Genomic DNA, 12,134 nt, shown 5'->3' with positions numbered 1-12,134 from the left:
CGACTCGCGCCGAGCGCACCCCTTTCTTGCGAGCGTACGCCAGGGTTACCGGTGCGTTCGCGAGAAAGGGGTGCGCTCTGCGGGAACGGAGCCCGTGAGGTGGGGGTGGGGAGTCCTCGCGGAGCCCTCGGCTGCCGTCAGCCGCTGATGACGTGGGGCTCGGCGACAGCCTTGAGGCCTGCCACACCGAACTCTCGGCCGTACCCCGACTGCTTCGCGCCGCCGAACGGAATCATCGGGTGCAGCCCGCCGTGCGAGTTGATCCACGTAGTGCCCGCCTGCAGACGCGCGGCGACCGCGAGGGCGCTGGAGCGATCCGACGACCACACCGAGGAGCCGAGACCGAACTCGAGCTCGTTGGCGAGCCCGATGACCTCATCGAGATCCGAGTAGCGGATGATCGGGAGGGCCGGGCCGAACTGCTCCTCGACCACGAGGTCGTTGTGCGGGTCGATATCGGCGATCAGTGTGGTCGGGTAGAAATTGCCCACGGCCTCACGATCCGGCTCGCCGCCCAGCACCACGCGAGCACCCGAAGCCTTTGCCGACTCGACGAGGCGATCGACCTCGTCGAACTGAGCGCGATTCTGCAGCGGCCCGAGCACGTTCTGCTCCTCGAGGCCGACACCCATCGGTACGGCGGCGGCGACCTTCGCGAGTTCATCGACGACGGCGTCGTACACCGAGTCGTGCACGTACAGGCGCTTCAGCGCAGCGCACGTCTGCCCGGTGTTGATGAATGCGCCCCAGAACAGGTCTTCCGCGATCGCGGCGGGATCGACATCGGGCAGCACGATCCCGGCGTCATTGCCGCCGAGCTCGAGCGTCAGCCGCGCGACGTTCGCGGCCGAGGCCTCGATGATGCGCTTGCCGACCGGGGTCGAGCCCGTGAACATGATCTTGCCGATCTTCGGGCTGCGGGTGAGCGCATCGCCGACGGTGCTGCCGGGGCCGGCCACGATGTTGAGCACGCCCTCGGGGAGCACCTCGTTCATCACGGCGACGAGCGCGAGCACCGACAGTGAGGTGGTCTCGGCCGGCTTGATGACGACGGTGTTGCCCATGCGCAGCGACGGTGCGATCTGCCAGATGGAGATCATCATCGGCCAGTTCCACGGCGAGATGGCGCCGACGACGCCGAGCGGGCGGTAATGCATTTCGGCGTAGCCCGACTCATCATCGATGATGACCTCGACCGGCAGTGGTGTGTCGGCAGCGGCTCGCGTCCACGCGACGCATCCGCCGACCTCGAAGCGCGCGTTGGGGCCGTTCAGCGGCTTGCCCTGCTCGCGCGACAGCAGCTCGGCGAGCGCCTCGGACGACTCCTCGATCGCGTCTGCGGCGCGATGCAGGTACGCGATGCGCTCGGCGTCGGGCAGTGCTGCCCACGAGTTTTGCGCTGCCTCCGCGCGGTCGATTGCCGCGTGCAGCTGAGCGACATCGGCGACGGGGGCCGTGCCGATGCGCGCGCCGGTTGCGGGGTCGAACACGTCGCGGGTCTCACCGCCCGTCGGGGTGATGGCTGCCAGCAAGCTGTCGTAGGTGTGCATGGGTCCTCCGCTTCGAGATCCGGATCCTGATGGGATCAGGCTACGAGCGGAGCCCTCGTGGGTGCTTGTCTGAGTGAGCAGTCGCCTTGACGATTCGGGCACGCTTGAGCGCGACCTCTCGACGGTCACCCGATGGAAATGGAATCGTCATGGAAAGGAGGTACGCGGCGACGGTGCCGCGCCGGAGAGGAACGCACATGTCGCAGGAGTCACGCACCGAAGTACGCAGCGTGATCGTGGTGGGAGCCGGTTCCGCCGGGTCAGTGGTCGCGAGGCGGCTCGCCGATGCGGGGGTCTCGGTCACCGTGCTCGAAGCCGGAGGTGAGGATACGAATGCGGCGATTCACGACCCCATGCGCATGGGCGAACTCTGGCACAGCCCCGACGATTGGGACTACTTCACCGAACCTCAGGCGGGAGCGAACGGGCATCGGCTGCATCTGCCCCGAGGCAAGGTGCTCGGCGGTTCGCACGCACTCAACGCGATGATCTGGGTACGGTGCTCACCGCTTGACTTCGACCACTGGGCGTCGCTCGGCAACGATGGTTGGGCGTGGGCCGATGTCGCTCCGGTGTATCGCGACATCGAACGGTTCCACGGGGCCGGCGACGGCACCGGGGTGCGCGGCGCCGACGGGCTGCTCGACATCACCGACGAGTACGAGCTCGCGCCGATCCAACAATCGATCATCGACGCGGCCGTTGCGGAGGGGCTCCCGCTGAACCCCGATTACAACGGTGCTGAGCTCGATGGCGTGTCGCAGCAGCAGATCACTGTGCGTGATGGTGCACGTCTCAACACCTACATGGCCTACTTGAAACCCGTGCGCGATGCCGTGCGCGTCGAAGTCGGGTGCCATGTGCACGAGCTGCTCTTCGACGATGCGGCGGGGCAGGATCGCCCCCGCGTGATCGGGGTGCGGTACGCGCAGGGCGGCGAGCTGAAAGAACTCTTCGCCGATGAGGTCGTGCTTGCTGCGGGTGCGCTCGACTCGCCGCGAGTGCTGCTGCGGTCAGGGATCGGCCCGACCGAAGAACTGCGCGAGGTCGGGATCGAGAGCCGCGTCGACCTTCCAGGCGTCGGCAAGAATCTGCATGATCACCTTCTCGCGCCGGTGATCTTCGAGACGGAGCAACCGGTCGGCGCTCCCGAGCCCGGCCGTTCGGTGACGCAGACCCATCTCTTCTGGAAGAGCCGAGACGAACTCGATCGACCCGATACGCAGCCGATCAACTTCTCGGTGCCGATGTACGGCGATTTCCTTGAGCCCAAGTCTTCGGACGGCTTCACGTTCATGGCGGGACTGGTGACGCCGCAAGCGCGCGGATCGCTGACGCTGTCGGGGCCGCACGCGAGCGACCCGGTGCGCATCGATTTGGATGCACTCGGACACGATGACGACGTCGCGTCGCTCGTTGCCTCCGTGCAGCAGTGCCGTCGCATCGGGCAGCAGCCCGCACTCGCGGAGGCGTGGGGAGCTCGCGAAGTCTATCCCGGAGCCGAAATCGGTGACGGCGACGACCTGGTGAACTACGTGCGCGAGACCGTCGCGACCTATCACCATCAGGTCGGCACCTGCAAGATGGGCATCGACTCGCTGTCGGTCGTCTCACCGCGCTTGGCGGTGCATGGCGTCGACGGGCTGCGAGTGATTGACGCGTCGATCATGCCGCGCATCACCACGGGCAACACGAACGCGCCGGCCGTGCTCATCGGCGAGCTGGGTGCGCGATTCCTGCTCGAGGATGCCGCGACTTCGGCCTGATCGACGACGTCGCGAAGCACGAATCAGGGCCGGCGGAGCAGCTCCGCCGGCCCTCATTTCAGCGTGTGTTGCGCGCACGCAGCTCCGCCCTGAGCGCACGGCGAGTGCGCTCAGCCCGCGGGGTGCTCGACGGGGAAATCCAGAACGATCGCACCTCCGGTCGCGTATCGGGGCACATCGGCCTCGACCTCGCGGCCGGCCGGCGACGCCATGGCGGCACGCAGCTGCTCGGCGTCTTCGAAGGTTGCCTCGAAGACTGCGAAGTACGGCGCATCAGTGATGCCGATGGCGAATGAGATGTCGCGCACCCCGGGGAGCCGGGCGCAGAGCGGCAGATGGATATGCCGGTAATGCTGCTCGAAGGCGGCGTGATCGAGCGGTTCCGGATACAGGACGAGCAGACGGTGCGACATCGGTATTCCTTTCGTCGATTATGCGTCGGCCGGTCGACGCACGAACACGCATCGACCGGCGAACCAGGTCTCGGTGACGGTCGTCCGCGCGAGTTCGTGCGGCGGATGCGTGAACGGATCGCGGTCGAGCAGCACGAAGTCCGCGGACTTGCCGGGTGTGATGGTGCCGGTTTCGTCGCCGAGGCCCATGGCCTCCGCCCCGTTCGCGGTGAACGCGGCGATCGCCTCCTCGAGAGTGATCGCCTGCTCCGGCCAGAGTGTGCCGGGGTAGTCGCCGGTCGGGTCCTCACGGGTGACGAGCCCGTGAATGCCCTCCCATGCATTGGGTGAGGGGGACACCGGCCAATCTGAGCCGCCGGCGACCACGGCGCCGGCATCGATGAGCGCGCGGTTCGGTTGGATGCGGTCGGCGCGCTCGCGGGGGAGCACCTCACGAATAGCCTCGACGATCGGCCCCGGCACCCAGATGAACGGGGAGATATCCGCCGAGACCCCGAGCGCGGCGAAGCGTGGGATGTCATCGGGATGCACGAACTGCCCATGGGCCACTTGGTAGCGCGGCGCGGTGATCCCGTCCGTGCGCAACTGCTCTACCGCGTTGAGCACGGCGTGCACCGAGGCGTCTCCGGTGCAGTGGATCTTTGCGGAGAGCCCCACGGCCGCCACACGGCGCAGCCATTCGGTGAGCGCCGCGGGGTCGAGCAGCGTTTCTCCACGGAAGTGATCGCCGTGGGCATCGTCGGGGAGATACGGCTCGAGGAACGCGCCGGTGCGCGTCGGGGGCACACCGTCCAAGAAGATCTTCACGAAATCGGGGCGGTGATGCTCGGAGCGGAAGCGTTCACCGTCGAACACCAGATCTTCGCCGATGTCGGAGAACCCGAAGATCTCGTCGTTGATGAGCATCGAACTCACCACCCAAGCAGTGAGATCTCCTGCGACATCGAGCGCGTGCAGAGCGCCGAGGATGTGCGTGGAGACCCCGGCATCTTGGAACGCAGTGATGCCGTAGGAGTTCAGAATCTCGACACCACGTTGTGATGCCCGCCGCTCCTGATCGACGGTGAGCCCTCCTGCGGCGGCGTGCGCCTGAGCGACGGGAATGCCTGCGGCTTCGAGCAGCACTCCGGTGAGGCGATCCGGATGCTCGGAATCAACGAGCGCCCCCTCGTGTCCGACCGCGATCTCGGCGATAGCGAGGGCCCGGCTACTGACCCACCGATTGTGGTGAGAGTCGTCTGAGAGCATCACGGGCCGCCCGCCGGCGGCGGCATCGAGACGCGCCAGTGCGGCCGCCGTGCTGACGTCGCCCAGACGATCGCTCGCCCATGGGCCGCCCACGACCCACGCGTCTTCAGGGAGGCCCGAAGCGTGCTCGGCGACGGCTGCGATGATGCCATCGATCGTCGCGCCGATCGGCACGCGCAACTCGAAGAGGTCTTCTTTGCCGGCAAGAAAATGATGGTTGTGCACGTCGACGAGCCCGGGCATCACAAATGCGCCGCCGAGGTCACGGACGACGGTCGATGGGTGCGCGAGCGCAGTGATCTCGTCGGTGGTGCCGACCGCGATGATGCGACCGTTCGCGATCGCGATCGCCTCGGCCCAGGGCCGATCGGCGTCGACGGTGTAGATGCGGGCATCGATGAGGATCACTTCGGGTGTGGGCGAGGTCATCAGTGACTCCGTTCGTCGTCGTACGGGGCCGCGCACGCCACCGCGCGCGGGTCGCTATCAGTCTTTCAGCGAGGCACCCGCCGACATTGACCCTGCGTGCGTCGATGTTGCGTCAGGGAGACCGAATCTCATTGCGGATCAGCGGGCACGGCAAGCTGGAGGAGTGCGGCACCGATCAACGTGCCGAGCCCATTCATCGACGAAGGGACGACGACCATGCCTGAACAGCAATCGATGCGCGAGCGCGTCATCGTGATCACCGGCGGAGGCACCGGTATCGGCGCGGCGATCGCGCAACGATACGCGAGCGAGGAGGCGTCGGTCGCCATCATCGGTCGTCGCCGCGAACCCCTCGAAGCCGTTGCCGCGGCGACGGGAGCACTGCCGGTCGTCGCCGATGCCGCAGACGGCGAATCGGCCCGCGCTGCCATCGCCCGCATCGTTGCGCACTTCGGCTCGGTCGACGTGCTCGTCGCCAACGCGGGCGGCCACGGCTTCGCCGCAGTCGGCGAGACGAGCGACGCGGACTGGAACGCGGCGATCACGGCGAACTTGACGACGGCGTTCGTGATGGCGCGCGAAACCCTGCCCGCCTTGACCGCGAGTGCGGCGTCGAACGGGAGCAGCGAGATCGTTGTCGTGTCGTCGCTCGCGGGACTCTTCGCCGGCCCCTCGGTTGCCGGCTACACGGTCGGCAAGCACGCGCTCATCGGGTTGACGCGCAGCCTGGCGCGGGACTACGGCAGGGCCGGAGTGCGTGTCAATGCGGTCTGCCCCGGCTGGGTGCGCACGCCGATGGCCGATGCCGAAATGGACGAGTTCGCCGACCACGCGGCGCAGATCGCCGATCGCGAGGCAGGCTACGCGGCGGTGACCGCAGATGTGCCACTGGGGCGACCGGCTGACCCGGATGAAATCGCCTCGATCGTGCGGTTCTTGGGATCTCGAGAGTCGTCGTACATGACCGGCTCGGTGCTCGTCGCAGACGGCGGCGCGCACATCGTGGATTTGCCCACCGTCGCCTTCGCGCACGCAGGGATGTAGCGTCGCGAACAGCTCACCCCACTGACGCGGGCGTGCACCGGGTACACCGGTGCACGCCCGTCCGTTTATCCGCCGAGGTACGCGGCTTTCAGGAGATCAGGGTTCGCCGACAGTGCGTCGGCGGGGCCCTGCGCGTGGCTGACGCGGCCGCTCGCGATCACCATGGCCTCATCGGCGATGCCGAGCGCGAGGTGCGTGAACTGCTCGACGAGCAGCACCCCGACGCCCGACGCCGCGATCTGCTGGATCAGGGGGAGCAAACGCATGAAGACGACGGGCGCGAGCCCGAGCGACATCTCGTCGATGAGCAGAAAACGCGGTTTCGCCGCGAACGCTCGCGCGAGCACGACCATCTGCTGCTCGCCGCCCGACAGCAGCACCGACTGGGCGTCGATGCGCTTCTCGAGCTCGGGGAACGCCGTCAGCACCTCGGCGAACACGGCGTCCGTTTGCGCGGTGAGCATGATGTTCTCCCGCACCGTGAGCGAGGGGAAGATCGCCCGACCCTGCTCGATATGCGCGATCCCTGCCCGTGAGCGCTGCACGCGACTGCGTTTGGTGATCGATGCGCCGTCGAGCTCGATATCGCCTGCTGACTGGGGAATGACGCCCGAGACGGACTCCAGGAGGCTCGACTTGCCTGCGCCGTTCGGGCCGACGAGCGCGAGGATCTTGCCCGGACGCAGGGTGAGGTCGACGTCGGAGACCACGGGGCCGGCGCCGCGGCTCACCGTCACGCCGGTCAGTCGTAGTTCGCTCATGAGCTGATCTCCGCATCTCCCATGTACGCCGCGATCACGGCGGGGGTGTCGAGTACCTCGGACGTCGGGCCCTGCGCCAGCACACGGCCGAAATCGAGAACGGTGAGTTCCGTGCAGACCGAACGCACCAGGTCGAGATCGTGCTCGATGAGCACGATCGCCGTGTTGAAGCGCGACGGGATGCGGGTGAGTCGGTGCCCGAACTGCAGGTGCTCCTCGTGCGACAGGCCGGCTGCCGGCTCGTCGAGGATGAGGAGCCGCGGCGAGGCGAGCACGGCAGCGGCGACCTCGATGAGGCGTCGGGTGCCCACATCGACGGTTGAGAGCGGAGTCTCGGGCGCGGGGCAGCCGAGGAAAGCGAGTGCGTCTGCGAGCTCATCGTGGTCGATGCGGCGGCGGGCGACGAACCGGACGTACGCCTCGACGGTGAGCTGCGGGGGCACGCGATCCTGTTGGAACGTGCGTCGGACACCGCGCCGAGCCCGCTGCGTCGGAGAGAACCGCCCGATCTCGACCCCGTCGAGCAGCGTGCGTCCGGTGTGCTGCGGCAAAAAGCCCGAAACGGCATCGACGAACGTGGACTTGCCGGCGCCGTTGGGCCCGATGAGCCCCATGATCGACCGAGGCCGTACGGTGAGCGTGACGTCATCGAGCGCTTTCAGGGCGCCGAACTGCACACCGAGTCCCTGGACCTCGAGGACGGGTGGGGCGCTCTCGGGAACGGGCTCGGCGGCCTCCGGAACGGCGAAGACATCGAGCACGCTCGTGCCCACTTCGGGATGGGCTGCCGTGCGTTCAGCCGCGCGTGCGACCGATCGTTTCCGCAGCAGACCGCGGATGCCCTCGCCGAGGTTCGAGCCGCTGGTGAGCGCCTGGATGCCGAGCAGCCCGAACACCACGAACCCCCAGTCCTGTGGCACACCCCACTTCTTCAGCAGTTCGGGTACGACGACCCAGAGAATGCCGCCGAAGATCGCCATATCGATGAGGTAGGCCCCGCTCATCACCGCGAGGATGTACAGCGCGAGCGACTGCAGCGGTGCGAAGCTCGTCGCGAACGGGAGTTGCACCTGGCCGGCAAGGAGGCCGCCCGAGATGCCGCCGAGCGCGGCGCTGACCGCGAATGCCGAGAGCTTTGCGGCCGAGACGCTCTGCCCGACGGCTGCGGTGCCGCGCTCCGAAAAGGCGACCGCTTTCCAACTGCTGCCCATGCGGCTGCGCTGCAGACCGAAGACCGCGAGCGCGCAGAGCACCATCACGATCGCGGCGAAGAAGAAGTACTCGCGATCGCTCGAGAAGGCCTCTGGGCGCTGCACCTGCACGCCGTCGTTGGAACCCGGGAACTGGATCTGCACGAGCATGACATCGAACGCTGCGGCAAACCCGAGCGTGACCACCGCAAGGTTCACGCCGCGCAACCGCAGCGCGGGGAGCCCGATGAGGATGCCGGCGAGTCCGCCCGCGACTCCACCGGCGAGCAGCCAGACGATGAAACCGCCGGGGGCGTCAAGGGTGTTGAGCCAGGCGACCACCCAGGCGCCGATCGCGGCGAACGTGAGCTGTGAGAGCGCGATGATGCCTGCGGAGCCGGTGACCACACCGAGGCCGAGCACGGCGATGATCGCGGTGAGCGCGCTGATGCCGAGGAAGACGTAGTATCCCGACAGCCCGGTACTGAGCCACCAGGCCGCACCGATACCGATTGCGGCGATGACGAACGGCAGTGCGAGTCGAAGGCTGCGATTAGCGGGCAGCATCCCACACCTCCTTCCGCTGCGACCAGAGCAGCAGCACGACGATGAACAGGAACGGGATGAAGTTGCGCACGAAGGAGAACGCCGGGATCTGCGCGACGACTCCCGAAACGATGCCGAGCAGCAGCCCGCCGGCCACGGCGAGGTCGAGACGGCGGAACCCGCCGAGCAGCGCGGCGGCGGAAGCCGGGATGATGAGCATGGAAAGGCTGATCGCATCGTTCGACTGCGACGGCGCGATGACGAGAATCGTGATCGCCGAGATCGCACCGGTCGCCGCCCACACGCCGATGGAAAGCGGAGTCGCGGCGATGCCGATCAGCTCGGCGGTCGTCGGACGTTCGGAGAGCGCCCGGAGCCGCGTTCCGATCGTGGTGCGTGCGAGCAGGAGCGCGCACCCGGCCGCCACAACGACGGCGAGCGCGACCATGACGATCGTCACCCAGCTCACGACGACCCCTGCCACGGTGAATGCGGGGCCCGAGAGGATCGGTTCGAAGGGCTGCGGCTTGTTGCCGAAGAGGATGAACGAAAGGGAGATGAGCATGAGGAGCGGGGCCACGGTCATCGCGGAGCGCAGCGTCACCGACGCCTCTGCGAGCCAGGTCGCCGCGATCCATCCGATCGCGCCGTTGAGCGCGGCACCGACGATGATGCCGATGATGGTCGCCGCCCACACCGGCATGCCGAGTTCTGACGCGAACCACACCGCTGCGAACGCCGCGAACATGCCGGTCGCCGCCTGCGCGAAGTTCACGACGCGCACCAGACGGCTCATCAGTGTGAGGGTCACGGCGAGCACGGCGTAGAGGCCACCCGAGGCGAGACCTGCGAGCGCGCCCTGCAGCAACGCGCTGCCGTTCACGCGATGCCTCCGCGATGCGCGAAGACGGGGGATTGATACTGCATGAGGCTCCTTCGCCGGATCACCAGTGGGTTGCGTGCGGTGCGGGTGCTCGGCAGCGACGTGACGTCGCGCCGAGCACCCGGGATCGACCGAGAGGTCGGGGGAGGGGGGCTAACTGGCCGGGATCAGCCAGTCGTCCGAGGACTTCTTCCAGGCGCGAGTGCCCGATTCGAGCACGACCGGCCAGCCGCCCGGGGTGAACTCCTGCGCGGCGATCTTGTCGAACTGGTAGGGGAAGGCGACCATGGGGCTCTCGATAGGCTCCATGCTGTGGAGGGCCTCCGAGACCGTCTCGCGCGTGATGTCACCATCCATCCCTGAGAGCACGGTCACCAGATTCGTCGCGGCCAGGTAGCCGCCCTGACTGAACGAGGTCAGGGCGATGTCGTTCTCCTCCATCAGAGACTTCCAATCGGCGTTGATCTCGTTGTCCTCGGTGAACGGGTAGAACTCCGCGGGCACGTGCACGCCCTTGCCAGTCCAGTCGAGGGCCGAAGCGAAGTTCTCGCTGTAGACGCTCGTGAGGAACAGGAAGGTCACGTCGTCCCAGCCCTGCGCTTGCGCGGCCTTGACCTGCCCGATCGCGTCGGGTTCGATGCCGTTGACCGCGATCGCCTTGCAGCCGGCGTTCTTCGCTTTCACGATGTACGGGGTGTAGTCGGACCCGCCGTACGGCAGGCTGTCATCGACCAGCAGCGGTTCGTCTCCGGTGATCTCCGTCCACTTCTCGACCCCGGCGAGATAGGAGGGCTTCGTGGAGCCGGCGATTTCCAGGAGCACGCAGATGTTGTCGAGACCGAGGTTCTCTGAGCCGTTGAGCAGCGTCAGGGTCATGTCGTTGAACGGACCGACATTGGCCGGGGCGATGTTCGGCGAGTTGAAGCAGCCGGTGTCAACGCCGATCCCTGGCATCGATAGCACGCTCTCCTGCTCGTAGTACTTCTGATTGATCTCGCACTCGATGAGCGATGCGCCACCGACCAGGGCCACGACCTCGTCGCTGCCCACGAGTTGGCGGGCGGCTGCCGTGGCAGAAGCCGGATCGCCCTTGTCGTCGACCGTCGTGTACTCGATCATGTGCCCGTTGATGCCGCCGTCGGCGTTGACACGGTCGAAGACGGCCTGCGCCGCGGCGCTGGCCTCGGGGAAGGTTGCCGCACCGCTCAGGGTGTTGACCGACCCGAGCTTGATCGGGGCTCCGTCGCCCCCTCCTGCGTCTCCGCCGCCGGCGCAGCCGGAGAGCGCGAGTGCTGCGGTTGCGGCGAGCGCCGCGACTGCGGTGATGCGTCTCTGCATGGTGAGTCCTCTCAATTGAATGGTGATGCGGGTGGAAGCGAAGGGGAGCCGCGCCGGCCGGTGCTGCGCGTTGGCGTCAGACCGGCTGCGCGTCGGGATAGGCGACGGTGCCGAGCGGAATCACGTGGCCTCCGGCGCGGGAGTGCTCGGCCTCGCCCGAGCCGGTGATGCCGAGGAAGACGCCGGTCGTGCGCTTCGCCGGGCCGAGGTCGTGCAACCACGCACTCGCCACGGCGATCCGGAACTCGCGAAAACAGAACAGGTACAGGTCATCGGCAAAGCGCCACACCGTCGACAGATCCATGTCGCCGTGGCCGCGCTGCACGCCGGTGATGCACTGCCAGGCATAGCGTTCGCTCGAGATGTAGACGTGCTCGTAGAGATGCTCGGGGCTGTACCGGTACAGATTGCGCACCCCGATGAGGTCGCGCGACGGGCCGGGTGCCTCACCGGTCGGTTCGCCGCCGTCGGTGACGGCCGACCAGAACGTCTGGCCGACCCGGGGTTCTCCGGCCCGGTCGTGCCTCGCGATTCGGGAGCGTACGACGAGCGCCCGGTGCGTCGACTCCGAGTAGACGACGGTCAACGACTCGCGTTCGCGGGAGACGAGCGGCAGGTTGACGAACACGACGTCATCGCGAACGCGCACGACATCGATCGGATCGCGGTGATCGCGGTCTGTTGAATCGGGATCGGCGAGCGCGCCGTCCGCACTCCACACAACCTCCCGGGCGTCGAAGGCGAGTCGGAGCACCGAGCCGTCGTCGAGCTTGAGCGTGAGACGCGTTCCGGTGAGATCCGCATTCGGCAGCCGGTAGGTGTCGATGCCCGCGGCGAATTCGTCGTAACTGCGCCACTCGGTGTCGACACCTGTGCCGGTGAGGTCGTGCTGCGTGGTCATCGTGTCGCTCCTTTGCTCGCGCGCGGCGATCGGAGCGACAGTGGGCCGTGCGAGGTGACCACCGT

General features: G+C 67.4%; 10 protein-coding genes. 2 read left to right on the top strand and 8 right to left on the bottom strand.

Annotated features, from left to right (window positions below; translation table 11 throughout):
• Positions 1-137: 137 nt before the first annotated feature.
• Complete coding sequence (locus tag AMS67_RS05355; RefSeq protein WP_053386442.1) at positions 138-1,550, bottom strand: aldehyde dehydrogenase family protein; 1,413 nt, start codon at positions 1,548-1,550, stop codon at positions 138-140.
• Between the two features lie 197 nt (positions 1,551-1,747).
• Between AMS67_RS05355 and AMS67_RS05350 the strand changes: the two genes are divergently transcribed.
• Positions 1,748-3,316, top strand: a complete 1,569-nt coding sequence (locus AMS67_RS05350; RefSeq protein WP_053386441.1) for a GMC family oxidoreductase — start codon at positions 1,748-1,750, stop codon at positions 3,314-3,316.
• Positions 3,317-3,426: 110 nt separating this feature from the next.
• Here AMS67_RS05350 and AMS67_RS05345 read toward each other — a convergent pair whose 3' ends face one another.
• Both AMS67_RS05345 and AMS67_RS05340 read right to left on the bottom strand, forming a co-directional pair.
• Entirely contained in the window at positions 3,427-3,729 is a 303-nt protein-coding gene (locus AMS67_RS05345) for an EthD family reductase (RefSeq protein WP_053352004.1), read from the bottom strand.
• 18 nt (positions 3,730-3,747) lie between these two features.
• Positions 3,748-5,406, bottom strand: coding sequence for an amidohydrolase (locus tag AMS67_RS05340; RefSeq protein ID WP_053386440.1), 1,659 nt, complete (start codon positions 5,404-5,406; stop codon positions 3,748-3,750).
• Between the two features lie 216 nt (positions 5,407-5,622).
• Between AMS67_RS05340 and AMS67_RS05335 the strand changes: the two genes are divergently transcribed.
• The gene (locus AMS67_RS05335) at positions 5,623-6,450 is read left to right on the top strand and encodes an SDR family NAD(P)-dependent oxidoreductase (RefSeq protein ID WP_053386439.1); all 828 of its coding nucleotides are present in this window, start codon (positions 5,623-5,625) and stop codon (positions 6,448-6,450) included.
• 65 nt (positions 6,451-6,515) lie between these two features.
• Here the strand turns inward: AMS67_RS05335 and AMS67_RS05330 are convergent, their stop codons facing one another.
• The 5 genes from AMS67_RS05330 to AMS67_RS05310 form a co-directional block, all read right to left on the bottom strand.
• Entirely contained in the window at positions 6,516-7,211 is a 696-nt protein-coding gene (locus AMS67_RS05330; protein WP_053352006.1) for an ABC transporter ATP-binding protein, read from the bottom strand.
• The gene (locus AMS67_RS05325; RefSeq protein ID WP_053386438.1) at positions 7,208-8,968 is read right to left on the bottom strand and encodes a branched-chain amino acid ABC transporter ATP-binding protein/permease; all 1,761 of its coding nucleotides are present in this window, start codon (positions 8,966-8,968) and stop codon (positions 7,208-7,210) included. Before AMS67_RS05325 ends, AMS67_RS05330 begins: the two co-directional genes overlap by 4 nt.
• A complete protein-coding gene (locus AMS67_RS05320) occupies positions 8,955-9,830 on the bottom strand; it encodes a branched-chain amino acid ABC transporter permease (RefSeq protein WP_082305314.1) in 876 nt (291 codons plus the stop codon). The genes AMS67_RS05325 and AMS67_RS05320 overlap by 14 nt, the downstream gene beginning before the upstream one ends.
• Positions 9,831-9,983: 153 nt before the next feature.
• Positions 9,984-11,168 carry an ABC transporter substrate-binding protein gene (locus AMS67_RS05315; protein ID WP_053386437.1) on the bottom strand — a complete coding sequence of 395 codons (1,185 nt, stop codon included), beginning with the start codon at positions 11,166-11,168 and terminating at the stop codon, positions 9,984-9,986.
• Between the two features lie 76 nt (positions 11,169-11,244).
• Positions 11,245-12,069, bottom strand: coding sequence for a MoaF C-terminal domain-containing protein (locus tag AMS67_RS05310; RefSeq protein WP_053386436.1), 825 nt, complete (start codon positions 12,067-12,069; stop codon positions 11,245-11,247).
• Between the last annotated feature and the right edge of the window lie 65 nt (positions 12,070-12,134).

The sequence above is a fragment of the Leucobacter japonicus genome, assembly GCF_001273855.1.
Lineage (GTDB): Bacteria > Actinomycetota > Actinomycetes > Actinomycetales > Microbacteriaceae > Leucobacter > Leucobacter japonicus.
Note: the sequence above shows the minus strand (reverse complement) of the source record. Positions and strands in the feature narration are given on the sequence as shown.

Bases quoted from the DNA above. Each gene is read 5' to 3' on its own strand.
- AMS67_RS05355 (WP_053386442.1), bottom strand. From the start codon at position 1,550: ATGCACACCTACGACAGCTTGCTGGCAGCCATCACCCCGACGGGCGGT.
- AMS67_RS05310 (WP_053386436.1), bottom strand. From the start codon at position 12,069: ATGACCACGCAGCACGACCTCACCGGCACAGGTGTCGACACCGAGTGG.
- AMS67_RS05340 (WP_053386440.1), bottom strand. From the start codon at position 5,406: ATGACCTCGCCCACACCCGAAGTGATCCTCATCGATGCCCGCATCTAC.
- AMS67_RS05325 (WP_053386438.1), bottom strand. From the start codon at position 8,968: ATGCTGCCCGCTAATCGCAGCCTTCGACTCGCACTGCCGTTCGTCATC.
- AMS67_RS05335 (WP_053386439.1), top strand. From the start codon at position 5,623: ATGCCTGAACAGCAATCGATGCGCGAGCGCGTCATCGTGATCACCGGC.
- AMS67_RS05350 (WP_053386441.1), top strand. From the start codon at position 1,748: ATGTCGCAGGAGTCACGCACCGAAGTACGCAGCGTGATCGTGGTGGGA.
- AMS67_RS05345 (WP_053352004.1), bottom strand. From the start codon at position 3,729: ATGTCGCACCGTCTGCTCGTCCTGTATCCGGAACCGCTCGATCACGCC.
- AMS67_RS05315 (WP_053386437.1), bottom strand. From the start codon at position 11,168: ATGCAGAGACGCATCACCGCAGTCGCGGCGCTCGCCGCAACCGCAGCA.
- AMS67_RS05330 (WP_053352006.1), bottom strand. From the start codon at position 7,211: ATGAGCGAACTACGACTGACCGGCGTGACGGTGAGCCGCGGCGCCGGC.